This window comes from Limnochorda pilosa (genome assembly GCF_001544015.1).
In the GTDB taxonomy this organism is placed as follows: domain Bacteria; phylum Bacillota; class Limnochordia; order Limnochordales; family Limnochordaceae; genus Limnochorda; species Limnochorda pilosa.
In genome coordinates this window covers 1211507-1236500 of the sequence record NZ_AP014924.1, presented here as the reverse complement: position 1 = coordinate 1236500, position 24994 = coordinate 1211507, and the positions used below count along the sequence as shown (strand labels likewise).

The 24994-nt window shown below is 71.3% G+C and carries 23 protein-coding genes and 1 pseudogene; 8 read left to right on the top strand and 16 right to left on the bottom strand.

The window, feature by feature from the left end; translation table 11 throughout:
* Window positions 1–69 precede the first annotated feature (69 nt).
* Entirely contained in the window at window positions 70–3339 is a 3270-nt protein-coding gene (locus tag LIP_RS19980; protein WP_082725904.1) for an alpha-mannosidase, read from the top strand.
* Window positions 3340–3473: 134 nt separating this feature from the next.
* On the opposite strand, the gene LIP_RS05450 is transcribed toward LIP_RS19980, so the two are convergent.
* The gene (locus LIP_RS05450) at window positions 3474–4358 is read right to left on the bottom strand and encodes a cation diffusion facilitator family transporter (RefSeq protein WP_068135366.1); all 885 of its coding nucleotides are present in this window, start codon (window positions 4356–4358) and stop codon (window positions 3474–3476) included.
* A gap of 218 nt (window positions 4359–4576) precedes the next feature.
* Here LIP_RS05450 and LIP_RS05445 point away from each other — a divergent pair, with 218 nt between their 5' ends.
* Complete coding sequence (locus LIP_RS05445; protein WP_068135364.1) at window positions 4577–4765, top strand: hypothetical protein; 189 nt, start codon at window positions 4577–4579, stop codon at window positions 4763–4765.
* Window positions 4766–4825: 60 nt separating this feature from the next.
* Here the strand turns inward: LIP_RS05445 and pta are convergent, their stop codons facing one another.
* From pta to LIP_RS05430, 3 genes are all read right to left on the bottom strand, one after another.
* Entirely contained in the window at window positions 4826–5836 is a 1011-nt protein-coding gene (gene pta / locus LIP_RS05440) for a phosphate acetyltransferase (protein WP_231699347.1), read from the bottom strand.
* Between the two features lie 92 nt (window positions 5837–5928).
* The gene (locus LIP_RS05435) at window positions 5929–7185 is read right to left on the bottom strand and encodes a Glu/Leu/Phe/Val family dehydrogenase (RefSeq protein WP_068135360.1); all 1257 of its coding nucleotides are present in this window, start codon (window positions 7183–7185) and stop codon (window positions 5929–5931) included.
* A 272-nt stretch (window positions 7186–7457) separates the two neighbouring features.
* The gene (locus LIP_RS05430; RefSeq protein ID WP_068135357.1) at window positions 7458–8732 is read right to left on the bottom strand and encodes a Glu/Leu/Phe/Val family dehydrogenase; all 1275 of its coding nucleotides are present in this window, start codon (window positions 8730–8732) and stop codon (window positions 7458–7460) included.
* Window positions 8733–8853: 121 nt separating this feature from the next.
* On the opposite strand from LIP_RS05430, the pseudogene queG reads away from it, so the two are divergent.
* Window positions 8854–9945 (top strand): annotated as a pseudogene (gene queG / locus LIP_RS19265) (tRNA epoxyqueuosine(34) reductase QueG); the annotation flags it as partial.
* 7 nt (window positions 9946–9952) lie between these two features.
* On the opposite strand, the gene LIP_RS20440 reads toward queG, so the two are convergent.
* From LIP_RS20440 to LIP_RS05415, 3 genes are all read right to left on the bottom strand, one after another.
* On the bottom strand, window positions 9953–10195 hold the full coding sequence (locus LIP_RS20440) for a YkoF family thiamine/hydroxymethylpyrimidine-binding protein (protein WP_082725902.1): 243 nt from the start codon (window positions 10193–10195) through the stop codon (window positions 9953–9955).
* A gap of 208 nt (window positions 10196–10403) precedes the next feature.
* Window positions 10404–11447, bottom strand: a complete 1044-nt coding sequence (locus tag LIP_RS05420; protein WP_068135352.1) for a GntG family PLP-dependent aldolase — start codon at window positions 11445–11447, stop codon at window positions 10404–10406.
* A gap of 107 nt (window positions 11448–11554) precedes the next feature.
* On the bottom strand, window positions 11555–12193 hold the full coding sequence (locus LIP_RS05415; protein WP_068135350.1) for an IMPACT family protein: 639 nt from the start codon (window positions 12191–12193) through the stop codon (window positions 11555–11557).
* Between the two features lie 205 nt (window positions 12194–12398).
* Here LIP_RS05415 and LIP_RS05410 point away from each other — a divergent pair, with 205 nt between their 5' ends.
* From LIP_RS05410 to LIP_RS05390, 5 genes are all read left to right on the top strand, one after another.
* Entirely contained in the window at window positions 12399–12854 is a 456-nt protein-coding gene (locus LIP_RS05410) for a Fur family transcriptional regulator (protein ID WP_068135347.1), read from the top strand.
* A gap of 183 nt (window positions 12855–13037) precedes the next feature.
* Window positions 13038–14150 carry a glycosyltransferase family 9 protein gene (locus LIP_RS05405; protein WP_068135343.1) on the top strand — a complete coding sequence of 371 codons (1113 nt, stop codon included), beginning with the start codon at window positions 13038–13040 and terminating at the stop codon, window positions 14148–14150.
* Window positions 14151–14152: 2 nt separating this feature from the next.
* Window positions 14153–15328 carry a glycosyltransferase family 4 protein gene (locus LIP_RS05400; protein WP_068135340.1) on the top strand — a complete coding sequence of 392 codons (1176 nt, stop codon included), beginning with the start codon at window positions 14153–14155 and terminating at the stop codon, window positions 15326–15328.
* Between the two features lie 144 nt (window positions 15329–15472).
* Entirely contained in the window at window positions 15473–16525 is a 1053-nt protein-coding gene (locus LIP_RS05395; protein ID WP_068135337.1) for a bifunctional heptose 7-phosphate kinase/heptose 1-phosphate adenyltransferase, read from the top strand.
* Window positions 16522–17085, top strand: coding sequence for an adenylyltransferase/cytidyltransferase family protein (locus tag LIP_RS05390; protein WP_068135334.1), 564 nt, complete (start codon window positions 16522–16524; stop codon window positions 17083–17085). The genes LIP_RS05395 and LIP_RS05390 overlap by 4 nt, the downstream gene beginning before the upstream one ends.
* A 33-nt stretch (window positions 17086–17118) precedes the next feature.
* On the opposite strand, the gene LIP_RS05385 is transcribed toward LIP_RS05390, so the two are convergent.
* From LIP_RS05385 to sdhA, 9 genes are all read right to left on the bottom strand, one after another.
* Window positions 17119–17835, bottom strand: coding sequence for a hypothetical protein (locus LIP_RS05385; protein WP_068135331.1), 717 nt, complete (start codon window positions 17833–17835; stop codon window positions 17119–17121).
* 155 nt (window positions 17836–17990) lie between these two features.
* Window positions 17991–19250, bottom strand: coding sequence for a hypothetical protein (locus tag LIP_RS05380; protein ID WP_068135330.1), 1260 nt, complete (start codon window positions 19248–19250; stop codon window positions 17991–17993).
* Window positions 19251–19287: 37 nt separating this feature from the next.
* A complete protein-coding gene (locus tag LIP_RS05375) occupies window positions 19288–19917 on the bottom strand; it encodes a LolA-like protein (protein WP_144440344.1) in 630 nt (209 codons plus the stop codon).
* A 77-nt stretch (window positions 19918–19994) separates the two neighbouring features.
* Entirely contained in the window at window positions 19995–20495 is a 501-nt protein-coding gene (gene rnhA / locus LIP_RS05370) for a ribonuclease HI (RefSeq protein WP_068135324.1), read from the bottom strand.
* A gap of 1 nt (window position 20496) precedes the next feature.
* Complete coding sequence (locus tag LIP_RS05365) at window positions 20497–20937, bottom strand: DUF2203 domain-containing protein (RefSeq protein ID WP_068135320.1); 441 nt, start codon at window positions 20935–20937, stop codon at window positions 20497–20499.
* A gap of 19 nt (window positions 20938–20956) precedes the next feature.
* A complete protein-coding gene (locus LIP_RS05360) occupies window positions 20957–21547 on the bottom strand; it encodes an HDIG domain-containing metalloprotein (protein WP_198409740.1) in 591 nt (196 codons plus the stop codon).
* A gap of 224 nt (window positions 21548–21771) precedes the next feature.
* Window positions 21772–22227 (bottom strand): cupredoxin domain-containing protein, encoded by a 456-nt coding sequence (locus LIP_RS05355; protein ID WP_068135316.1) that lies wholly within the window; start codon window positions 22225–22227, stop codon window positions 21772–21774.
* 188 nt (window positions 22228–22415) lie between these two features.
* Window positions 22416–23114, bottom strand: a complete 699-nt coding sequence (locus tag LIP_RS05350; RefSeq protein WP_068135313.1) for a succinate dehydrogenase iron-sulfur subunit — start codon at window positions 23112–23114, stop codon at window positions 22416–22418.
* Window positions 23115–23216: 102 nt separating this feature from the next.
* Entirely contained in the window at window positions 23217–24947 is a 1731-nt protein-coding gene (gene sdhA / locus LIP_RS05345; RefSeq protein ID WP_068135311.1) for a succinate dehydrogenase flavoprotein subunit, read from the bottom strand.
* Window positions 24948–24994 lie beyond the last annotated feature (47 nt).

Here is a 24994-nt window from a genome sequence, read left to right as displayed (position 1 = left end):
GGGCGGTCATCCTTGGTGGTTGGCCGCCCGCTCGCTTCGTGCTTCAGCCCTCCATGGGAGGCCGTACCCTTGCCTGATTCCCTCGGATGGAAGGACCCCCTGGCGCGGCGGCTCGAGGCCGCACGCCTCCGCCTGGCCGAGTTCCGAGCCTGGTCCGATCTGGACGAGCGGCCCGTGGAGGAGGTGCTCTTCGAAGGGGCCGAGGGGGGCGAGGCCGTAACGCTCCGCCCCGGCGACCCCTGGCCCTCCCGGGGGCTCCCCGCCCGGTTCACCTTTGCGGTCACAGCGCCACGGAACTGGGCCGGGCAGCCCGTACGGCTCGCGGCGGACGTGGAGGGTGAGGCGCTGATCTCTGTGAACGGTCGCCGGGTGGGGGCACTGGTGGGTCCGGCCGCCGATCCGCTCCTGGCTGCCTCCCGGCGGGAGCACCTGCTCACGCAGGCAGCCCGGGGTGGCGAGACCTTCCACGTGGTCATCGAGGCGGTTCCGAGGGGGCCCTTCGGCACCCCCGTGTACGAGCCCCGCTTCCGCGAAGCCCGCGCGCTCGTGCCGGACCCCCAGGTGCGCGCCCTTTACGAGGACCTGCTGGCCGTGTGGGATGCGGCCCAGGCTCTCGACCCTACGGCGTGCGAGGCCGAGCGGCTCCTGCTGGTGGAGCTGCTGGAGCAGGCCTTCCACCGCCTACGGCTGCCCGACGGGGCAACGGGTCCCTACCTCGCCGCCATCGGCCGGACCCGGGAGGGGCACCGGCTCCTGCGGGACGTGTGGGACGAGTGGGATCCTTCGGCCCAGGGCCCGCCACCGCCGCTGGAGGCCACACACCGCGAGAGCCTGGAGGAAGCGACGGCGCTGCTGCATGATGGGCTCGAGCATCTCCGCGGCCGGTTCGGCAGCCAGGGCGCCCTGGCCCTGACCGGGCATGCCCACATCGACCTGGCCTGGCTCTGGCCCCTGGACGAGACCCGCCGTAAGCTGCGGCGCACCTTCAGCAGCGTCCTTGCTCTCATGGAGCACCATCCCGACTTCATCTTCAACCAGTCGTCGGCGCAGGTGTACCGGTTCGTGGAGGAGGACGACCCCGAGCTCTTCCACCGCCTCCGGGAGCGGGTGGCCGAGGGACGCTGGGAGCCCGTGGGCGGCTCCTGGGTGGAGATGGACTGCAACCTCACTTCGGGTGAGTCGCTGGTGCGGCAGATGCTCCTCGGCCAACGCTACTTCCAGCGCGCCTTCGGCCGGCGGAGCCGAGTGGCCTGGCTGCCCGACACCTTCGGCTTCACGGGCGCGCTACCCCAGATCCTCCGCCAGGCAGGCATCGACTTCCTCTTCACCACCAAGGTCTACTGGAACGACCGAGACCTCTTTCCCCATGACCTCTTCTGGTGGGAGGGCCTCGACGGCAGCCGGGTGCTGGCCCACCTCCTCTGGAACGAGGGGCGCGGGTACAACGGCGTCGTCCAGGCCCACGACCTGCTTGAGGTGTGGCGCCGCATTCGGGGCAAGACCCGCCATCCCGAGAGCCTTTTCTCCTTCGGTTGGGGCGATGGCGGCGGCGGGCCCACCGAGGAGATGCTCGATCGCTACCAGCGCCTGAAGGATTTCCCCGCCCTGCCCTCGCTCCGCATGAGCCGGGTCGAGGACTTCTTCGACCGCATCGACCGCACCCAGATCCTGCCCGTGTGGACCGGGGAGATGTACCTGGAGTTCCATCGGGGCACCTACACCACCCAGGGGCGGGTGAAGCAGCTCAACCGGCGCGCGGAGCACCGGCTCTACGAGGCCGAGGCCCTGGCGGCGGTAGCCTGGTCCCTGAACCAGGCCTATCCTCGAGAGGAGCTCCGGGAAGCCTGGGAGACCTTGCTCCGAAACCAGTTCCACGACATCCTGCCCGGCTCTTCCGTGCGTGTCGTCTCCCAAGAGGCGGAAGCCGAGCTCGGGCGGGTGGTGAGGCGCGCTTCGGCCTTGCGTGACGAGGCCGCCCGGAACCTGGCGGCCCGTATCCCCGCACCGCTTGCAGCCGGATCCCCCGAAGGCGCCCTGGTGGTATGGAACCTCCGCAGCGGATCGCACCGGTTGGCGCTGGAGGCGACCGCCCCTGCGCCGATCCAGGGCCCCTTCCGGCTCATCTCCCCCGACGGACGGGAGGTGCCGTGGCAGGAGACGGAAAGCGGCCTCGTCGTCACCGGCGGCGCGCCGGTTCAGGGCGTGGGCTACGTCTCGCTGGCGGTGGTCCCCGGCCGCCCTGCCCCGATCGCGCCACAGGTGCGCGCGACCGAGAACGAGTTGGAGAACGGGCTCCTGCGGGTCCAGGTGAACCGCACGGGCGCGCTCGCGAGCGTATACGACCTCCGGGCGCACCGGGAGATCCTGGAGGGAGACGGCAATCGGCTCGTGGCCTTCTCGGACCGCCCGGCCACCTACGACGCCTGGGACGTTGACGAGGAGGCTTTCCAAGAAGGTCTCCGTCTGGAGGCCGAGGGAGGCCCCCGACTCGTGGAGGCGGGACCGCTGCGGGCGGCCATCGAGCACACCTACCGCCTGGGCGGCGCCGTTCTCCGCCAGCGCTACGTGCTGGCCGCTGGCTCACCCCGGCTCGACATCGAAACCTGGATCGACTGGACGGGCCGGCGCACCCTGCTGAAAGCCCTCTTCCCCCTCGCCGTCCGTGCCCACGAGGCCACCTTCGAGACCGCGTACGGCGCCGTCACCCGCCCCACCCACCGGAACACCTCGTGGGACCAGGCCCGCTTCGAGGTACCCGCCCACCGCTGGGCGGACCTGAGCGAGGGCGGCTATGGGGTAAGCCTGCTGAACGACGGACGCTACGGGCACAGCGCCAGGGGGAACGTGCTGGGCCTCACGCTCCTCCGATCGCCCATCCACCCGGACCCTTACGCCGACGAGGGGACACACCACTTCACCTACGCCCTCTACCCCCATGAAGGCGACTGGCGGAACGGCACGGTGGCCGAGGCGGAGTCGCTCAACGCCCCCCTGGTGGCGACCTGGACGGACCCCGAGGGCGACCTGCCCCCCGAGTTCAGGCTGCTGGAGGTGGGGGCCAACGCCCTCCGCCTGGGAGCCGTGAAGCTCGCCGAGGATGACGAGAGCCTGATCGTCCGACTCTACGAGGCCCACGGGTCCCGCGGCGAGGCGGCCGTGCGGGGCCAGGGCCCGCTGGCCTTCGGCGAGGCGGAAGAGGTGAACCTGCTGGATGATGCGGAGGTCCGGCTGCCCGTGGAGCAGGCAGAGGGGGCGAGCCTGATCCGGATCCGCTTCCTGCCCTACCAGATCCGCTCGGTGAAGCTCACCCGCAGCCCACGCAGCTGCGGACAAAGGTGACGGCCCGCTCAGCCGACCGCTGGAAGCTGGGTGCGTGGGTCCAGGTGCACCCATACCGGTAGACCTCGAGCGGGTGGTCGCCGTTCACCCGGTTGCGGAGCCGCTCGCCGTGCGGGTAGCGGAAGCGACGCGGCCTATACAGGGTTCACGTGGACCAGCACCTGGGCGACCTGGGGACACTGATCGCGGATGGCCTGCTCCACCTGATGAGCCACCTGGTCGCCCTCCCGCACGGTGAGGTGGGCGGGCACGCCGATCTCCAGGTCCACCACCAGGTACGAGCCCATGGACCGAGGATGGATGCGCTCCACGGCCCGGCACCCCCTGACGGTGCGGATGGCGTGGACCATCTGCTCCACCAGGTCCGGATCCCAGACCCGATCCATCAGCTCGTCCACCGACCGCCGGGCCACCGATAAGCCGGTGCGCAGCACCAGCAGGGCGATGAGGAGGCCAGCCAAGGGGTCGAGCCATGGCCACCCCAGGCGGGCTCCCAGCACGCCGGCGAAGACGCCGGCGGAGGAGACGACGTCGGCCCGGAAGTTGCGCCCGTTGGCCTCCAGGGCGGGCGAATGGTTGGCCTTCCCCACCCGCAGGTGGTACGAGGCCAGGAGGAGCTTCACTGCCACCGAAAGGGCCGCGACCCCCAACGCAACGGTGCCCGGCGGGGCCGATTGGGGAAGGCGCAAGCGGCTCCAGGCCTCGATCCCGATCTGGAGGCCGGCCGCGGCCACGAAGAGGGCCACGGCCAGGGAGGCGATGCTTTCGGCCTTGCCGTGCCCGTAGGGGTGGTCCTGGTCCGCGGGTCGACGGGCCACGATGAGGCCGCCCAGCACCACGGCACTGATGAGGGCGTCCGCGAGGGAGTCGTAGCCATCGGCCATGAGGGCGGTAGAGCCCGAGGACCAGGCTCCCCAGAGCTTCACGAGCCCCAGGACCAGGTTGGTCGTCGCGGCCACCAGGGCCGCTGAGATGACGGGCGAAACCACCCGCCTCCGGCCCTCGCTCCCCTCGCTCACGCGTGCTCCTCCCCACCCGTTCGGTCCAGGCGGCCGCAGTATAGCACGGCACCGGCCCTTTGGCCAAGGCGAAGGCCGGTCTTTGGCCTTGCCTGCATCGGTGACTTGGTGAAGGCCAAACCGTCCCCTCGGGGGCAAAGCCAGGCTCGCCCCCAGCTGCCCGCGCACATGGACCGCCGCGGCCAGCGGCATCCTGGGGGAAGGGAGGAGGTTTCCTCATGAGTCGCTACGTGGCCGACACCCACCGGCACCGGGTGCACTCGGCAGAGGCGGCGGCGTGCCCGATCCATCAACTTCCGGCCGAGCACCGGGTGGAGACCGAGTCGCCCGAAGAGGTGCGGATGATGGTGGAACTGGAGGCGTACGACCTCTGCCCCGAGTGCATGGGCGAGTTCGACTGGGAGTAGCCGCCCGGCGGGCGGGGCCGGCCCCGTCCCGCCGGATTCACGGGAGCAGAGAAGGTCCCGTCACTCCCCCAGCGCCGTGAGCACCGCCACCTGAACCACGTCCTCGGCGCTGCACCCCCGGGAGAGGTCGTTCACGGGCTTGCGCAGGCCCTGCACGATGGGCCCGAGAGCGGCCGCCCCCGCCAGGCGCTGGACCAGCTTGTATCCGATGTTCCCGGCCTGCAGGTCCGGGAAGACGAGCACGTTGGCCCGGCCCGCCACACCGCTGCCGGGCGCCTTGCGGGCGGCCACCTCGGGGATCAGGGCGGCGTCCACCTGCAGCTCCCCGTCCAGGGCCAAGCCTGGCTCCCGCTCGCGGGCGATGCGAACCGCCTCCCGCACCCGGTCCACCAGCGGGTGGCTCGCACTCCCCAGGGTGGAGAAGGAGAGGAAAGCCACCCGGGGCTCGACGCCGAAGAGGCTCCGGGTGCTGGCCGCGGTGCTGAGCCCGATCTCGGCCAGTTCCTCGGGCTCGGGCTGGGGGACCAGGCCGCAGTCCGCGAAGAGCAGCACCCCGTCCTCCCCGAAGCGGCGGTCGGGCACGACCATGATGAAGTAGGACGAGACGGTCTTCACGCCCGAACGGGCCCGGATGAGCTGGAGGGCCGGCCGCAGGGTGTCGGCGGTGGCGTGCGCCGCCCCGCCCACGTACCCGTGCGCCTCCCCCCGGAGCACCAGCAGGGCGCCGTAGTAGTTGACGTCGGCGCGGACCAGGCGCTCCGCCTGCTCCGCCGTCATGCCCTTCTCGCGCCGGAGCTCCAAGAGATGGGCGATCAGGGCCTCCCGCTGCGGATCGCGGGCCGGGTCCCGGAGCTCGATGCCGGCCAGGTCCATGCCGATCCGGCCGGCCAACTGCCGCACCCGATCGGTGTCGCCCACCACCGCCGGTTCCACCAAGCCCTCGTCGGCCAGGATCCGGGCCGCCCGAAGAACCCGCTCGTCCTCGCCCTCCACCAGGAGCACCCGCCGCTTGAGGCTGCGGGCTCTCTCCCAGAGAGGCTCCATCACCCGTTGTGCCAGCTCGTCTCCCACGAGTCTCCCCCTGCCTTTCTACGGGGCCTCACATCCCCGCTCAGGGCCCGCGCCCGGCGGAGGGATCGCCGCGCCCCCGCGCCCGACCCGCATCACACGCCCCGCCACCTCAGGGCGTCGTAGACGCGGCTCACGGCCACCATGGTCGCGGCGGTGCGCAGGTCGGTGCCCTCCCTCCGGGCCACCTCCCAGGCATGCGCGAACGCTTCCCGCATGTGTTCCGCCAGGCGCTCGGCCACCGTCTCCTCTTTCCAGGCGTAGCGCTGGAGTCCTTGCACCCACTCGAAGTAGGAGACGGTCACGCCGCCCGCGTTGGCCAGGATGTCCGGGATCACGGTGACGCCGCGCTCGTGAAGGATCCGATCGGCCGCGGGCAGGGTAGGGCCGTTGGCCGCCTCCGCCACCAGGCGGGCCTGGATGCGGGGGGCGTTCTCCTCGGTGATGCTTCCCTCCAGCGCCGCAGGGATCAGGATCTCGCAGGGCAGCTCGACGATGCTCTCGGGCGGGCGCACCTCCTCGGCCCCCGGGAAGCCCGCCACGCTCCCGGTGCGCTCCTTGTGGGCCACCAGCACCTCCACCGGGAGCCCGTCCTCCCGGCCGACCGCGGCTTGCGAGTCGCTGACGGCCACCACGCGGCAGCCCAGCTCCTCCAAGAACCGGGCGGCGTGGGCACCGGCGTTGCCGAATCCCTGGATGACCGCCCGCGCGCCCTTCAGCGGCAGCCCCAGGCGGCCTGTAGCCTCCTTCACCGTCTCCACCAGCCCGCGGGCCGTGGCCGTGCTGCGGCCGTGCGAGCCCCCCAGCGCCAGCGGCTTGCCCGTCACCGACTCGGGGAGCGGCCGCCCGCCCATGCGGCTGAAGGTGTCCATCATCCAGCCCATCACCCGTTCGTCGGTGTAGACGTCGGGCGCAGGGATGTCCCGCCCCGGGCCCACCAGGCCGGCGATCTCCTCGGCGAACCGCCGGGAGAGCCGCTCCAGCTCCCCCTCCGAGAGCTCCTTGGGGTTGCAGATCACCCCGCCCTTGGCGCCGCCGAAGGGCAGGTCCAGGAGCGCGCACTTCCACGTCATCCACATGGCGAGCGCGCTCACCTCGTCCTGGGTTACGTCGGGGTGGAAGCGGAGGCCTCCCTTGCCGGGCCCCCGGGCGGTGCTGTGCTGAACGCGGTAACCGGTGAAGATGCGGGTGGAGCCGTCGTCCATGCGGACGGGAAAGCGGACCGCGATCGCCCGCTCCGGCTCCCGCAGGAGATCGACCACGTGCGGTGGGATGCCGAGCCGCGCCGCGGCCTCTTCCAGCTGGTGCTGGGCCACGGCCAGGGGGCCCCGGAGGGCCTCGAGGGAGAGCAAGAACGCCACCTCCGGTCTGAGGGTAGGGTGGGGCGTCAGGCGGGGGATGATTCCCCCCGCCCTGGGCCCCTTCGTTGGGACGAGCCTGACTGGAATGGGGATGTTTATTCATTCTCCGTGGGAGATTTCCTGCCCATCCCGCGCGCGGCCGGAGGACGCGCGGGGCGCGAGGAGGCCGCCTCGCGGCGGCCCTCCCTGCCCCCTTCGGGGTGCAGCCGGTTCCTTCGTGCAGCGTCCGGCCCCGCCGCGCTCGACGGCGTCGTTGCCGGAGCTTACGGGTAGATCCCGCGGATCCGCACCGCGTCCGCCACGCGGCCCAGGGCCAGGTAGTACGCGGCCTGTCGGTAGGTCACGTCCTCCCGCTCAGCGACCTCCATCACTTCGTGGAGGGCCCGGGTCATCTTCTGGCGGAGGCGGCGGTTCACTTCCTCTTCGTCCCAGAGGAAGCGCTCGAGCCCCTGGACCCACTCGAAGTACGAGACGGTGACGCCGCCGGCGTTGGCCAGGATGTCCGGGAGCACCACGATGCCCTTGTCGCGGAAGATCTCGTCCGCCTCGGGTGTGGTGGGACCGTTGGCCCCCTCCAGGATGATCTTCGCCTTGACGTCGTCGGCGTTGGCCCCGGTGAGCTGGTTCTCCAGGGCTGCGGGCACCAGGACGTCGCACGGCAGCGCGAGGAGCTCCTCGTTGGAGATGGGCTCTCCGCCCTCGTAGCCTTCGATGCTTCCATACCGGTCACGATGCTCGAGCATGGCGGGGATGTCGAGCCCCTGCTCGTGGTAAAGGGCCCCGGTGATGTCGCCGACACCGATCACCTTCAGGCCCAGGTCGTGGAGGAACCTGGCCGCCGCGCCGCCCACGTTGCCGAAACCCTGCACCACGGCGGCGGCCCCTTGCAGCCGGATGCCCTTGGTGCGGGCGTACTCGTCCAGCACGTCGACCGCGCCCCGCCCGGTGGCTGCGCTCCGGCCCAGCGAGCCCCCGATCTCCAGCGGCTTGCCGGTGACCACCGCCGGAATGGAGTAGCCCTGGTGCATGGAGTAGGTGTCCATGATCCAGGCCATGATCTGCGGGTTGGTGTACATGTCGGGCGCCGGAATGTCTTTTTCGGGGCCGATGAGGAGGCTGATCTCGGTGGCGAAGCGCCGGGTGAGCCGCTCGAGCTCCGAGAGGGAGAGCGCCTTGGTGTCCACCACCACACCGCCCTTGGCGCCGCCGTAGGGGATGTCCACCACGGCGCACTTCCAGGTCATCCACATGGCCAGGGCGATGACCTCGTCCATGGTCACGCTGGGGTGGAAACGAATGCCTCCTTTTGCCGGACCCCTTGCAAAGTTATGCTGTACACGGTATCCTGCAAACATCCGCAGACGACCGTCGTCCATCTTGACGGGGAAGTTGACGCTGAGCACCCGCTGCGGCCTGCTGAGGTACTCGATCAGGTCGTCCGCCAGGCCGAGCTCCCGGCCGGCCGCCCGGAGCTGGGTGAGGGCGACGCTGAGGGCGTCCTCACTGGCCGGCTTGGGACGTACCTCGGTTACCGCCATCTGAGAACCTCCTTGGGGCTGGGGAATCCTCTCCGATGGGACCGCCCGGAGGCTCACCTCCTGCCCCAGTCCCCTAACCATTTCGCCTCGCACGTGCCGCCACCTGCCGGGGGGTGCCTGCGTGAGCCTGGAGGAAGAACTCAAGGCCGAAGGCCGTCGCCTGGGCTTCCATCGTGTGGGCATCGCGCCCGCCTCGGAGCTGGCACGGGCGCGGGCGCTGCTGCAGTCCCAGGCCGAGCAGGGCACCTACCCCGCCTTCACCCACCCGGACGCCGCCTTGCGCACGGATCCCTCCCGCTGGCTGGAAGGAGCCCGCTCCGTGGTGGCGGTGGCCCTGGCCTACCCCCACCCGCCCCGCTCCGCGCCCTCGGACGGCTCGCCCCGCGGCCTCGTGGCCCGATACGCTTGCTTCGAAGACTACCATCCCGTGATCGAAGAGGGGTTGCGGAAGCTGATGGCCCTTCTTGCCCGGCGCGCCGGGCGCCCGGTGCGATGGCGGCTCCTGGTGGACACGGGGCCGGCCGTGGACCGGGCCGTGGCCGAGAAGGCCGGGCTGGGGGGGGTCGGCAAGAACGGGTGCCTCTTCGTGAATGGGGCCGGCTCGTGGGTGGTCCTGGGCGAGGCGGTCACCGACGTCGCCCTGACGCCCGACGAGCCCGTCTCCCTGGACTGCGGCACCTGCAACCGGTGCGTGGAGGCGTGCCCCACGGGCGCGCTGGAGCCGTACCGGGTCGACCCGCGCCTTTGCATCTCCGAGGCCACCCAACTCCGGGGACCGCTGCCCGGCGAGCGGCGCGAAAGCCTGGGCCGGTACGTCTGGGGATGCGACATCTGCCAGCAGGTCTGCCCCTGGAACCGGGACGTCGACCCTGAGGGCGCGCTCCTGGACCCATTGCCCCAGGTGGGCCCCAACCCGTCGCTGCTCGAGCTCCTCACCCTCACCCGGCAGGGCTTCCGGGAGCGTTTCGCCCACAGCGCGCTCAACTGGCGGGACGAGAAGGTCCTCCAACGGAACGCCGCCTATGCCCTGGGGAACCTCCGCCGGGCTAGCACCGTCCCCGCCCTGGCGGAACGGCTGGTCGCCGATCCGTCGCCCACGGTGCGGGGTGCGGCCGCCTGGGCCCTGGGGCGCATCGCGACCGCCCGCGCCGTGGAGGCGCTGGCCGCCGCCCTGGTGACGGAGTGCGACCGCGGCGTGCGCCGGGAGCTGGAGGACGCCCTCAGGGTCGCGCGTTCGTCACCGTCACCACCATCGAAACCTCGCCGGCACCCTGCGCGAGCGCCTGGTCGAAGAGGGAGCGAATCGCCCCCCAGACCTGCTCCGGCTCCCCCTGGATCTCGGTGCTGACCGGTCCCACCTGCCAGTGAACACCGTGGTCTGCCAGGCCCTGCAGCGACAGGTTGACGACCTCGTCCGGATCGTCGCTCTCCACGGGGTAGAGGGAGACCTGGGCCGTGATCATGCGGATCAACCTTCCCAAGAGGGCTCCTGGCGGGGACGCGAGCGCCCGCCGTCCGTGGCCGCCCCGTTCCCTCCCCGAATGCGGCCGGCGCCACCCGTCAGGGCCCCCTTAGTGTGCCGGCCCGGCGGCGGGCCCTATGCGGCCTCCCCTCCCGGCCGCCGGCTCACGGGCGCGCAGGGGCTCGCCGCAGCCCGCGTTGCCAAAGCCGTCAGGCTGCGCCCGGCCGGGCGGTCACCCGCCGCACGGCCCCGACGGCCGCCTCCAGCTCCGCGTCCCCTATGTGCCGGTGGAGCACCATCCGCACCCGGCCTGGGCCGGGGCTCCCCGCCAGCACACCCTCGTCCCGCAGCGCGGCAAGGAAGGCCTTCTCCGGGCAGCACGTCACTTCGAAAGAGACGATGTTGGTCTCCACCGTCTCGGGGTCCAGCTCGACGCCTGGGGTCCCGGCCAGGGCCTGGGCCAGGCGCCAGGCCCTGGCGTGGTCCTCGGCCAGGCGGTCCACCATCTGCTCCAGGGCCACCAGCCCTGCGGCCGCCAGCACCCCCGCCTGCCGCATGCCGCCGCCCACCAGCTTCCGCAGCTTCCGGGCCCGCCGAATGGTCTCCTCCGGCCCGCACAGGACCGAGCCCACCGGCGCGCTCAACCCCTTGGAGAGGCAGAACATCACCGTATCCGCTGGCGCCGCCAGCCGGGCGGCCTCCACGCCCCGGGCGAGCGCGGCGTTGAAGATCCGCGCCCCGTCCAGGTGCACCTTCAACCCGTGGTCGTGGGCCACCCGGGCGAGGCGCTCGGTCTCCTCCACCCCGTAGGTGCTGCCGCCGCCCCGATTGTGGGTGTTCTCCAGGCAGAGGAGGCGGGTGGGCGGGAAGTGGATGTCGGGCGCCCGGAGGGCCCGCTCGACCTGCTCGGGCAGGAGGCGGCCCCGCTCGCCCGGCAGCGTGCGGGGGATCACGCCGCCGATGCGGCTCATGCCAGCCACCTCGTAGTAGTAGACGTGCGCCTCGGCCTCGCAGATGAGCTCGTCCCCTGGCTGGGTCTGGCTCAGCACCCCCAACAGGTTGGCCATGGTGCCCGAGGCGCAGAAGAGGCCGGCCTCCTTCCCCATCCGGCGGGCCGCCTCGGCCTCCAGGCGGTTGACCGTGGGGTCCTCGCCGTACACGTCGTCGCCCACCTCGGCCCGGGCCATGGCCTCGCGCATGGCGCTGGTGGGTTGGGTGACGGTGTCGCTCCGCAGGTCGATCCAGGGAGACATGCGGCTCCATCTCCTCCTTCGGATGTGGGCCGGGCCCGAGCCCAGCCCCCACGCGGCCGGCCCGGTTTTCCACAGGACAGGAAGCCCGGTGTGCCGGCCTCAGCAGGCTATGGGCGGGGCGGAGGGCCCCAGGCCCTGCCCAGCCGGCGCACGACGGCCGCGCCCCGGCTCTGGCCGCGCAGGGACGCGTCCACCTCCGCCTCGAGCTCCGCGGGGAGCTCCAGCTCCCAGGTGACCTCGGCCCCGTACCGGGCGTTCACCACCCGGGCGCCCCACTCCCGCAACCTGGGCTCCAGTCGGGCCGCCGTCGGGTAATCGCACGAGGCCTCGAGCCGCACCAGGGGGACGACCTCCACGGGCCCGGCGGCCTCCAGGGCCCCCTGCGCGCTCTGGGTATAGGCCCGCACCAGACCGCCGGCGCCCAGCAGCGTTCCCCCGAAGTAACGGGTGACCACCACCGCCACCTGGACCAGGGAGGCTCGCTCCAGGAGGCCCATGATCGGCCGCCCGGCCGTCCCGGCGGGCTCCCCGTCCTCGTCGTACGACTGCCAGAGCTCCGGCTCGGCCAGCCGGGCGGCCCAGACGTGGTGCCTCGCCTGGGGATGGCGGGCCCGCATCTCCTCCTGGAGGGAGCGGGCGCCAGCGGGGTCGGAAACGGGACGGGCCACCGCCAGGAAGCGGGAGCCCTTGACCTCCACGTGGAAGGTCCCTTCGTGGGAAAGCGTCCGCCTGTGGCTTCCGGGCACCCGCGGCCCCTCTTTCAGGAACAGAGAATCGCCCCTCGGCAGGCCGTTCCTGTATAGAATGCAACGAAGGCACGATCAATCCTGCTGCGGGGCCCATGGTTCCGTTGACACGTCCGCATCACCGGGGTACCATAAGGTAAGACAGGTCGGATTGAGAACGGCTTTCAGCCATGGCATCCGATCGCCGGCCAGGGGGGGACCACGTGTGGACGAAGAGCTGCTGGCATTGCGGAGGAAGGGCATGCGCCTCACCCCCCAGCGCCAGGCGATCTACCACTTCCTCAAGAACACCAAGAGCCACCCCAGCGCCGAGGAGATCTTCGGTCAGCTTCACGCCCGCTTCCCCGGGTTGAGCCGGGGTACGGTCTACAACACCCTCAACATGCTGGCCCAGGAGGGGCTGGTGCGCGAGCTGCGTGTGGACGGCAGCGCCAGCCGCTTCGACGCGGACACCTCTCAGCACTACCACGTGGTCTGCCGGGAGTGCGGGCGGTTGGCGGACTACTACGGCCCATCCCTGGACACCCTAGCCAGCGCGGCCGAAGTGGAGACCGGGTACCACCTCGAGGCTGTCGAGCTCTACTTCGAGGGCCTTTGCCCCGTCTGCCGGGCGGAGCGCCGTCCCTCGCTCTCCCAGACCTCGGGGCAGGTTCCCTCCTGACACCTCCGGCCGGCCCCGTCCCACACGCCTCACCCGGTGTGGTTCCGCGCCCGATATGGTAGAATGGACCTGCCACACGCGCCCGAAGCGAGGCCCAGCCTCCTGGGGGCTCGCCGGCGCCGGTGAACCTCGGGAACGACATCGGCGAACCTCGGGGCCGGGACTGGGGGACAGACCGGAACGATGCTTCCTTTCTCTGCCAAAGGTGAGACCGGCCAGGAGCCCTTCGATCCGGCATCGATCCAACGCATCCTGGTGCTCCTCCTGAGCCCGCTGGGGGACACCCTCTTCGCCACCCCGGCCCTCGAAGCCCTGGATCTCGCGTACCCCCAGGCGAGCATCAGCGTCTGCTGCTGGCAGAGCAACGCGGCGCTCCTGCGGGGAAACCCCCACGTCGACGAGATCATCGCCTGCCGGAACAGCTTGGAGCTCCCCAAGGCCTTTCACGAGCTGCAGGAGCGGTCGCTGGACCTGGCGGTGGGCCTCTCCCATTTTGGAAGCTGGCTGCTCGCCCTGATCCGGGCGCGCTTCCGGGCGGGCTTCCGTTCCGAGGAGCTGGGCTGGCTCTACACCGTGCCCATCCCCGACGACCGGCAGGTTCACGCAGCTCGTTACTGCCTGAACGTGGTGCGCGCCTGCGGGGCCCCGGAGGTCCCCCTCCGGCTCCGGCTCTACCTGGAACCCGCGGAGAGGGCGGAAGCCGTGCGGCTCCTGGCCCGGCGGGGTGTGGCCGGACGCCCGCTGGTGGCCATCCACCCGGGCGGTCACTTCTTTCGCGGGAAACGCTGGTCCACCCGGGGATTCGCCGAGGTGGCCGACGGCCTGGTGGATCGCTACGGGGCGGGCGTGGTGCTGGTGGGTGGGGAGGACGACGTGGAGCTGGCCGGCGAGATCATGCGGCAGGCACGGCGACCCATGGTGGACCTCACCGGATCCCTGGGGCTCCGCCAGACGGCCGCCGTGCTTCAGGCCTGCCAGCTCTTCATCGGCAACGACTCGGGGCCCATGCACATGGCTGAGGCGGTGGGCACGCCGGTGGTCGCCCTCTTCGGCCCCACGGACCCCGCCAACTTCCGGCCTCTCGGGGAGATGCACCGGGTGGTGCGCCGCGACGTGTGCGGCCCGTGCATCCACTGGCTGGAGGCGGCCAACCTGTACCTCCACTCCTTCCGCAACCCGGCGTGCAACTTCGAGTGCATCCGCCAGATCACCGTGGACGACGTCATGGCCGCAGCCGGGCCGCTTCTCGAGCGAACGGCGGCCCAGTCGACGGTGCCGGCTTTCGAGGGGCCCTGAACGTGCGCATCGGCATGTTTTCCGACAGCTACCGGCCGTACGTGAGCGGGGTGGTGCGGTCCATCGAGAGCTTCGCGGGCGAGCTCCGGCGGCGGGGCCACGCGGTCGCGATCTTCGCCCCGTCATACCCGGGCCACCGGGAGGACGAGCCGGACGTCTACCGTTTTCGCTCGGTGAGGGCGCCCAGCAACCCCGAGTTCAGCCTGGCCCTCCCCTTCGCGCCCCACCTCACCCGGAGGGCCCGCGAGCTGGCCCTTGATGTGATCCACGTCCACTCGCCTTTCCTCATGGGGAGGCTGGGCGCCCGTCTCGCCCGGCGTCTGGGGGTGCCCGTGGTCTTCACCCACCACACCCTGTACGATGAGTACGTGCACTACGTCCCCTTCACGCCGCCCCAGGTGACCCGCCGCCTCACCGTCCACTGGGTCCGCTCGTTCGCCAACCGCTGCGACCTGGTGATCGCCCCCAGCCAGCCGGTGGAGGCGCGCATCCGGGCCCAGGGCGTGACGCGGCCGATCCGCGTCATCCCCACGGGCATCGATCCCGACGCCCTGGCGGCGGGCGACCCCGGGTGGCTCTCGCGCGAGTGGGCCACGAAGCCGGGCGATCCCGTCCTGCTTTACGTGGGGCGGCTGGCCCGGGAGAAGAACCTGGAGTTCCTGCTGGAAGCCATGGCGCTCATCCTTCCCAAGGTCCCGCGGGCCTGGTTGGTCCTGGCGGCGGGCGGGCCCGACCGGGAACGCCTCGAGGCCCGGGCCCGGGCTCTGGGCGTGGCCGGCCGGGTGATCATGACCGGCTTCCTCCCCCACGAGCGGGTGATCGACGCCTACGCGGGGGCGGACCTCTTCGTCTTCGCCTCCCAGACCGAGACCCAGGGGCTCGTCATCGCGGAGTCGATGGCCGCAGGGCTGCCGGTGGTGGCTGTCTCCGCTTCGGGCGTCACCGACCTGGTGCGGGACGGTATCGACGGCTACCTGACCCCCCACGACGTCCCGACCTTCGTGGAAAGGGTGCTCGAGCTCCTGTCGAACAAGGAGAGGAGGGACCGCATGGCGGCCGAGGCCAGGCGCCGGGCTGCGGAGCTCTCCGTGGCCCGCATGACCGACCGGCTCCTCCAGGCCTACGCGGACGCCGGGGCCGAGCACGCCCAGGCCCAGGGGCCGACCGCCGTAGGATGAGCCTCCGCGCCTCCTCCTGAAGCCAGAGCGACCGGTCACCCTGAGGAGGGAGTCTCCACGTCCGTCCACGACCCTTTCGATCCCCTACGATCCTTTCGAGACCCCGGCCCACCTCTTCCCCCGACCGGTGACGATAACCTGTCCGTGGCGGCGCTGAAGCGGCTGATCCGAGCCTTCGCCGGGTGCCGGGTCTGCGTGGTGGGCGACTTCCTGGCAGACCGCTATCTCTTCGCGGAGCCGGCGCGCATCTCCCGGGAGGCGCCGGTGCTCATCCTGCGCGAGAAGGGGCGCGAGGTACGGCCGGGTGGAGCCGGGAACGCGGCCGCCAACGTGGCGTCCCTGGGCGGCCTGGCCGTGCCCGTGGGTCTCGTGGGCGACGACGAGCCCGGCCAGGCGCTGATGGCCGCCTTCGCCGTCATGGGCGCCTCCACCGAGGGGCTGGTGGAGGTCCCGGGGGGGCGCACCATCACCAAGACCCGGGTGGTGGCGGGGGGCCGGCATGCCCTCCAGCAGCAGGTCTTGCGCATCGACCAGAACGAGGAATGGGAGCCTCCCGAGGATGCCCGCGCCGCCCTCCGCATCGCGCTCACCCGCTCCCTGGGCGCGGCCGACGCGGTCCTCGTCGCCGACTACGCGGACAGGGTGGTCGACCGGTCGGCCCTGGAGCTCTTGCGGGGCTACGCCAGCCGATTCGTGCAGGGAGCGCCGCCGGTGGTGGTGGACACCCGGCACCGCCTGGACTTCTTCCGGGGGCTGGGGATGCCCACGCCCAACCAGTCGGAGGTGGAGGAGTGGTTGGGCCTTCCCCTGCGCGGGCGCGAGGACGCGGCCCGGGCCGCCCTCGAACTCTGCCGCAGGCTCGAGGTGAGCGCGGCCGTGGTCACCCGGGGAGAGGAGGGCCTGGTGGTAGCCCTGGCCGGAGGGCCCGTGCACCACGTCCCCGCCGTCCGGCCCGCCCGGGTCTACGACGTCACCGGCGCCGGTGACACGGTAGCCGCGGTACTGGCGCTGGCCCGGGCTGCCGGCGGGAGCGTGCTGCAGGCGGCGCTCCTGGCCTCGGTGGCCGGCGGCATCGTGGTTCGCAAGCCTGGAACGGCCACGGTTTCCCCCGAGGAGATGCTGGAAGCCCTGGACGATCAGCTACCCTCCCCGGAGCCCGTGGATCCGCCGGCCTTCGGGGGTGCGTCCACCCGATGAGTCCTGGCGGCTCTCCGGGTACGGCCGCCCCGACGCCCCCAGGGCCAGGGCCCTCCCCGTCCTGGACGGCCGGCGAGACGGCGGCCCGCATCTTCGACCTTTGGAGCTTCCAGGCCGAAGGGGCGGCCCTGGCCGCCGCCGGGCTCCGCCTGGCCCTGACCAACGGATGCTTCGACCTGCTCCATCCGGGCCACCTGCACCTCCTGCAGGCCGCTCGCGCCCGCGCGGATCGCTTGGTGGTAGGGCTGAACACGGACCTCTCCGTGCGCCGCCTCAAGGGCCCCGGGCGGCCCGTCCAGCCAGCGCCGCACCGGGCGCTGCTCCTGGCCGCCCTGAAGCCCGTAGACTACGTGGTCCTCTTCGGCGACCTCCACGCGGACCGTCTGCTGGAAGCGGTCCGTCCCCACGTGTACGTGAAGGGCGGGGACTACACCCCCCGGACGCTCCCCGAGGCGCCCACGCTGGAGCGCCTCGGCATCGAGCTGGTGCTGGTGGAGCTGCGGCCCGGCCTCTCCACCACCCGCCTGGTGGGGTATGGGAAGCCGGGCCGCACGCCCTGACCCCGCCTGCGACTCAGACCGCGCCGGGTCGGGTCAGGCCGAAGCGCTTTCGGAGAGGGCCTCCACCTCGCCCGCAGCAAGGGCGCCTTCCAGCTGCTGGAAGAATCGCTCCTTGTTGCCGAAGGCGTACATCACCTGGCCGTACTTCAGCCCTGCCTGGCGGGCCACCGCAGCCAGGGTGAGCTTCCGCCCCTTCAGCCGGAGCTCCCGGGCGGCGTTGATGGCCAGCTCCACGGCCTCTTCCTTGGGGATGCGCCCCCGCACCACGGCCCAGCGGTCCACGGAGGGCCCCAGCGCCTCCATCTGCCGGGCGGCCGCCTCGACCCGCTCCTGAATCTGGGAAAGGCGGCGGGTCAGCTCCTCGATCTGGCGGAAGGTGTCCAGGGCAAAGCGGTCCATGCGGTTCATGCCCGCGACCACCTGGACCATCTGGGCCTCGACCCGGTCCAGGCGGGCCCGGAGCTCCATGATCTCCTGGGCCGCGGGCCGCACGGCCTCCTCCATCACCCGGCGAGCCTGCTCGCCACCCCTCCCCCAGCCCAGGGCCTCCGCGGGCCGCAGCACCGACAGGTAGTCCAGGAGGTTGGTGAAGGCCCCGAAGGCCTTCATGCCCATCTCAGCGTAGACGCTCTGGAAGGGATCGCCCGTCTCTTCTCCCTCTCCTTCGGGCGAGCGCTGGACCTGCTCCGCCGACTTCTCCCCCACCAGCTTCGCGTAGTAGGGCTGCTTCTGCCGATTGGATCGCGCCACGATCTCTCCCCCTCTTCCGTCCTTGGGTCCCTCGCCGTCTTTCGCGGCTTAGTATGGAGGGGAGATAGGAAATTCATGCACGCATTCCAAGCGAACACGCGGGAATGCAGCGGGCCCGCGACCGGAGGTCGCGGGCCCGGGTGGGAAGGGTGGGATCAGTCCTCGTCGCGCCACCACTCCACGTCGGCGCTGTACCGCTCCAGGGCGCGGTCGCGCCGGTGGCGCTTCTCCTCCACCCGCCGGCGAAGCTCCTCCCGCTCGTCTGGGGTGAGCGCCTGCTCGACGATCTCCCCCACCCGTGCCCTGAGGTCCGGCGCCAGGGTGCCGCGCGCCTCGGCCAGGTGGACCAGCGCGTCCAGGAGCAGCTTCCGGTCGCGCGCCAGGAGCAGGTCCAGGGCGCCCTTCTGTACGGCTGGCACGCGGTCTTCCACCGCCATGCGCCGCGCCTGGAAGAGCAGGTCCTGGCTCGCGACGAAGTCGATGAGCTTGAGGGCCACCTGGCGGACCGCGTCGCCCCCCTGGCGGGCCAGCCCCTTGATCACCTTCTCCATCGCGTCGCGCCGGGCCTGGCCGAGGAGCTGGGCCACCCCTTCGGCCCCCTCGCCGCCGGGGGTGAGCCGGAGCCCGGCTTCCTCCAGGACGAGCAGGGCCGCCGCCGCCTCGTCGCGGGTCTTGGCGTCCACCAGCACCAGGCGCACCAGGTCCGCGGCGGTCTCCAGCGCCTTCCGGCTCCGAGCGGCTTCCACGCCCACCCGACGTACCCTGGCGTTGCTGTCGGAGAGCCATCCCCTGAGCACGCTCGGCGGCAGCTTGGCCGATGCCTCCAGGAGGGCGTCTCGGCTCTTGCTCTCCAGTCGGTCCAGCTTCTCCCCCTCGGGCTTCCGGTAGAAACCGATGAGCACGTCGGCCAGGAGGGGATCGGCCGACTGGCCGGCCAGGTAGATGCCCAGGCACTGGAGCAGGTAGTCCCGCGAGCCCAGCGCCTGCTCCACCGCGCCCGCGAGGTGCTCGGGGGCGAAGGAGAGGCAGAGGTGGATCAGCTCGCCGGCGAGCCACCCCTCGTCCGTCTGCCGGATGAGACGGAAGAGACCGGGGAGGACCTCCGGTTCCTGGGTGAGGGTCGCGAGCACCGCCTTGATCTCCTCCCGCGCCTCGTAGAAGCGGTGGCGCAGGTGCCGCTCCATGTCCGCGAAGAAGGCGTCGGTCTTGCCGCGTGCGAGCAGGTACGCGTAGAAGTGGCGCTGAACCTCGGGCGGCTGCCCGTCCAGGTTCTTGAGGAACTCGCGCGTCTGCCGGGGCTCGAGCGCCATGCGCTCCAGAGCCTGCTGTTCCTCGTCGCGGCCGTCGTCTTTCTCCCGCAGCGCGTCGAAATGCCTGGAGACCGCCATACGGTAGGTCTCACTCTCCATCCTCATGGGATACCAGTCCTCGCTTCAGACCGTGCCCTCGGCCCTAGCGGCGATCGACGAAGCGGTAGTCTTTCCACCGCACCTCGGCCCGGATGCCCAGCGGGTCGATGCGTGCGCTCTGGCGGTCGAGGAGCACGTACTCTCCTTCCGTCCGAAAGCCCTGCTGGATGGTAACCCGGCCCCACCAGTACTGGACCAGGATGCGGTCGATCAGGAAGGTCTCGGGGTCTACCCAAATGGTTCCCCATCGGGTCGAGCTCCCATCGTCGCGCCGGGGCTCGCCGCGAAAGACGTGGTGCGTGCGCCCCTCCACCGCCTCCAGGCCCTGGTACTCGACGTCGAACGTCTCCAGCCACTGGGCGACGTCGAAGAGCGTCGTCGACAGGTCCTCGGGGAAGAAGGACGGAGCCCCCTGCAGCTCCACGTGTGCCTCGGCGCCCTCCTTGCGGACGGTCCCGGTGAACTGCCAGCGCATCAACAGCGCCCGCACGTCGTACTCCTGGCGCACCGTCATGTCCCGATCGTAGATCCGGTTCGCGTGCGCGACGCGCGCCAGCGCCTCGGGCACCTCGTCCGGGCGCAGAGGTTGCACCGCGGCCTCGACCCGGGCGATCCAGGCAAAGAGGACCAGGACGGCCAGGACCTTCACGACCCTGCCTTTGGGGGGGCCCACCCTTCTCCCTCCAGGTGGCAAGCGTTCTCAACTGGCCTGTTGTGCTGGGTTCTTCGGAAGAGTTCGGGCCGGAAGGATCATTCTCCTTCCGGGGCGCCGCGGACCCCCGTCCGGATGGCCTGGCGGGCAAGCTGGTCACACCGCTCGTTCCACGGCACCTGGGCGTGGCCCCGCACCTTCAGCCACTGGACCCGGTGCCGCCCCGTCAGCTCCACCAGCCGGTGCCAGAGGTCCTGGTTCTCCACGGGCTCCTTGCGGGCCGTGCGCCACCCGTTCGCGAGCCAGCGCTCCACCCACCCCTGCCGGAAGGCGTTCACCAGGTAGGCCGAGTCCGAGTAGAGGTCCACCCGGCACGGCCGGGTCAGGGCGCTCAGGGCCTCCACGGCGGCCCGCAGCTCCATGCGCTGGTTGGTGGTCTCGGCCTCGAACCCCGAGAGCTCCTTCACCTTCTGCCCGTAGAGGAGGACGGCCGCCCACCCCCCCGGGCCGGGGTTGCCCGAGCAGGCCCCATCGGTGTAGATCCGCACCACCGGCCCCTTCTCCTGGTTGGAAGCCAGCCGGCTCACGGCGCCGGCCATGTCAGCCGCCTCGGGAGGGCTCTGAACCGGGAGCCGGCGGCAGCGGCTTCCGCCCGGCGTAGCCCGCGGCAGGGTCGTGGTAGTGACGCACCTCGTCCTCGTCCATCCGCCAGCAGAGGAGCACCTCCCGCCCGTCCAGGAGTGCGGGGAAGTCCACCAGCCCCAGCTCCACGTCCTTCAGCTCGCAGCCCCTCCGGTGAATGCCTTCCACCAGAGCGCCCGCTTCGTCGCCCAGCGCGCGCAGCCGCCTGCGGGCGTCTTTGTAGTCCGCCAGCATCACCAGCCGTCCGGACTCGTCCGCCCCCACCGCCTTGATGACCTCGAGCTCCCGGTACGTCTCCTGGGCCGACCGCACCAGAGCCTTCAGGCGCAGGAGCTCCTGCCGGAGGAAGGGGATGAGGCGATTCGCCTCGTCGACGGTGAAATGGCGTGTCCCGCTCAAGGGACCTCCCCCGGCGGGCTCAGCGCCCCGAGGCCGCCCGCCCGTCCAGCTCCAGCTCGGAGGCGATGCCCCTCATGGCGCCGATGACCCGCTCCACGTGCTCCTGGAAGGGCACTCCCAGCTCCTGCGCGCTCCGCTCCAGGTCCTCCCGGTCCACGCCCCGGGCGAAACTCTTGTCCTTCATCTTCTTGCGAACCGATCCGAAGGTGACCTGGTCGATGCGGCGGTCCGGCCGCACCAGGGCCACCGCCGCCAGGAAGCCGGTGAGCTCGTCAACGGCGAAGAGCGCCCGGTCCAGCAGGCTTTCCCGGGGCACCGTCCCGTCGGCGTGCGCCCGGATCGCGTGCAGGACGGCCTCCGGGTACCCCCGCTCCGCCAGCAGCGCCACGCCGCGATGGGGGTGCTCTTCCGGCCAGCGCTCGTAGTCCAGGTCGTGCAGCAGGCCGGTGCGCGCCCAGAGCTCCCCCGGCGCGTGGAAGTGGCCGGCGTAGGCGGCCAGGGCCGCCTCTACGGCCAGCGCGTGCTTCACCAGTTGGGGCGATTCGGTGTACGTCCGAAGCAGCTCGATCGCGTCCTCGCGGCTCTCGGGCAAGCCGTCCGGGTGGGGCAAGGCGCGGGTCACCTCCGGTGTGGATGGGGTGCAGGGGCGGATCGCATTGGACCGCTACTCCGGCATTATACCGCTCGGCACTGGAAGGTTCAAACGGGTGGGGTGGGTTGGGGCGGGTCGGGCCGAGACCGGGTCGCGCGCAGGCAGACCCGGCGGGCGATCCGGTCACGGCCAGCCTTGCGCGCGATCCCCTTCGGGGTCCTCGTAGAATGAGGCGCCCGGCGTCATGGCGTGACCTCGATCTCGGCCGTCATGCCCAGGAGGTAGTGGGCGCCGAAATCGCAGAGGATGGGGTAGGTGCCGGGCTGATCGAAGGTGTAGCGCCAGCTCTCGCCGGGGGCCAGGTCCGGCGACTGGAAGAGGTAGTGGCCGCCGTAGGCCTCCTCGGGACGGGACTGGCGCACGTTGTGGTAGGAAGGTCCCTCGTTCACGAACCGGACCGTGGTCCCCACGGGAAGGACCAGGCGTTGCCCTACGGTCCCCTTGGGAAGGACGACCTGGAAGTCGCGCAGCACCACCATGACCTCCGGGGCCTGTGCTTCCGGGGCTGCCTGGGGGGCAGCCGCCTCGGGGGCCTCCTGGGTTTCCTGGGCCTCCTCGGCTCCCAGGGCCGAGGTACCCCACCACCCCGCAGCGAGCGCGAGGGTCATCAGCAGCGCTGTCACCCGTCGGATCGACACCCTCATCCCTCCCAGGGCCCGGTACCGGTGCTTGCGGGCCCATGGGCGCGCTCCGCCGCCGGGCTCCGCCTGCCGTCAGGATAGTTGCGAACGGTTCCCGCGTAAATGGCCCGGACGCGCCAGCACGGGTGGCTCCCGCGCCCACGCGTCTGGGCCAGACGGACTAGGCGTACGCCGCCGTGCGGGTCCTACACCCTCACGTCCAGCAGGTGGCGCTTCACGTCCTGGATCGCCCGGGTCACCTCGATGCCCCGGGGGCAGGCGTCGGTGCAGTTGAAGATGGTGCGGCACCGCCAGACGCCGTCCTTGGAGTTGAGCACCTCCAGCCGCTCCTGAGCCCCCTGGTCGCGGCTGTCGAAGATGAAGCGGTGGGCGTTGACGATGGCCGCCGGCCCGATGTACTCCTCGTTGGCCCAGAAGGACGGGCACGAGGTGGTGCAGGCGGCGCAGAGGATGCACTTGGTCGTGTCGTCGAAGCGCTCCCGCTCCTCGGGCGACTGGAGCCGCTCCACGTGCGGCACCGGGTCGTCGTTGATGAGGTACGGCTTCACCGACCGGTAGGCGGCGAAGAAGGGCTCCATGTCCACCACCAGGTCCTTGATCACCCGGAAGCCCCGGAGCGGCTCCACGGTGATGCGGTCCCCCAGGTCGCGGATGAGGACCTTGCAGGCCAGCCGGTTCACCCCGTTGATCAGCATCGCGTCGGAGCCGCAGATGCCGTGCGCGCACGACCGCCGGTAGGTGAGCGTGCCGTCCTGGTACCACTTCACCTGGTTGAGCGCGTCCAGGAGGCGGTCCGACGGCTCCACCTCCACCTGGTAGCGCTCCACGTGCGGCCGCTGGTCCGTCTCGGGGTTGAAGCGCCGGATCGAAAGCTCTACCTTCATCGATTCTCCACCCCTATCTTCCACCCCTGGTTGCGGCGTCGCGGCCGGCGCCGGCCGCCCGCCGCCCCTCGTAGACCCCCGCCGATGCCCAGACCTTCGCGGTCAGTAGACCCGCTCCTTGGGCTGGAAGCGCGTGATGGTCACGGGCTTGTACCGGAGCTCGAAGCCGCCCTCTTCTTTCCGGTGGAAGAGGGTGTGCTTGAGGAAGTTGGCGTCGTCCCGCTTCGGATAGTCCTCCCGGTAGTGGGCGCCGCGGCTCTCCTTGCGGGCCAGGGCCGACTCCACCGTCGCTTCGGCCAGGTCGAGCATGAAGCCCAGCTCCATGGTCTCGAGCAGGTCGGTGTTGAACTGGTGCCCCCGGTCCCCCACGTGCACGTGGCGGTAGCGCTCCCGCAGCTCGCCCAGCTTCTCCCGCATCTCGGTGAGGCCCTCCTCGGTGCGGAAGACCGAAGCCTTGTCCATCATGGCGTCCTGGAGCTCCCGGCGGAGGGTCGCCGCGTGCTCCTTGCCCTGCTGCCCCAGGAGCCGCTCCACCTCTGCCCGCACGTTGCCATCGGGCTCCTTGGGCAGCGGCGGCAGCTCCGCCTCCTTCACGAAGCGGGCGATGTCGGCCCCTGCCCGGCGGCCGAAGACCAGGATGTCCAGGAGGGAGTTGGTGCCCAGCCGGTTCGCGCCGTGCACGGAGACGCAGGCGATCTCGCCGGCTGCGTAGAGGCCGGGCAGGACCGTGTTCTGCTCGTCCACCACCACACGCCCGTCCACGTCGGTGGGAATGCCGCCCATGGCGTAGTGGGCCGTGGGCTGCACCGGGATCGGGTCCTTGATGGGGTCCAGTCCCAGATAGGTGCGGACGAAGTCGGTGATGTCGGGCAGCCGCTCCTCGATGACCTTGGGATCCAGGTGGGTCAGGTCCAGGAGGACGTAGTCCTCGCCGTTGATCCCCCGGCCCTCGCGGATCTCGGTGTAGATGGCCCGGGAGATCATGTCGCGGGGCGCCAGGTCCAGCAGGGTGGGCGCGTAGCGCTCCATGAAGCGCTCGCCGTCCTTGTTCCGCAGGATGCCGCCCTCACCCCGGGCGCCCTCGGTGATGAGGATCCCCATCTTCCGGATGCCCGTGGGGTGGAACTGGAAGAACTCCATGTCCTCCAGGGGAAGGCCCCGGCGGAGGACCAGCGCCGCCCCGTCGCCCGTGAGCGCGTGGGCGTTGCTGGTGACCCGGTACATCCGGCCGAAGCCGCCGGTGGCGAAGAGCACCGCCTTGCTGTGGAAGACGTGCAGCTCGCCGGTACGGAGCTCCAGCGCCACCACGCCGGCCGTGCGCCCGTCCTCGACGAGCAGGTCCAGCACCTGGAACTCGTCGAAGAAGGTCACCCGGTTCTTGATGCACTGCTGGTACAGGGTCTGGAGGATCATGTGGCCCGTGCGGTCGGCGGCGTAGCAGGCCCGCCGGACGGGGGCCTCGCCGTAGTTGCGGGTGTGGCCCCCGAAGGGCCGCTGGGCGATGCGCCCGTCGGGCGTGCGGCTGAAGGGGAGCCCCAGGTGCTCCAGGTGGTAGACCACGTCGATCGCGTCCCGGCACATGACCTCGATCGCGTCCTGATCGCCCAGGTAGTCGCTCCCCTTCACCGTGTCGAACATGTGCCACTCCCAGTGGTCCTCTTCCATGTTGCCCAGCGCGGCGCCGATGCCTCCCTGGGCCGTACCCGTGTGGGAGCGGGTCGGGTAGAGCTTGCTGATGACGGCCACGCTGGCCGACTGGGAGGCCTCCAGGGCGGCGAAGAGCCCCGCGCCCCCGGCGCCCACGATACACGCGTCAAACGTGTGGTGTTGCATCCCCCGCTGCCTCCTTAGGTCCTTCGTCCCCGGTCCTTGAGGACGCC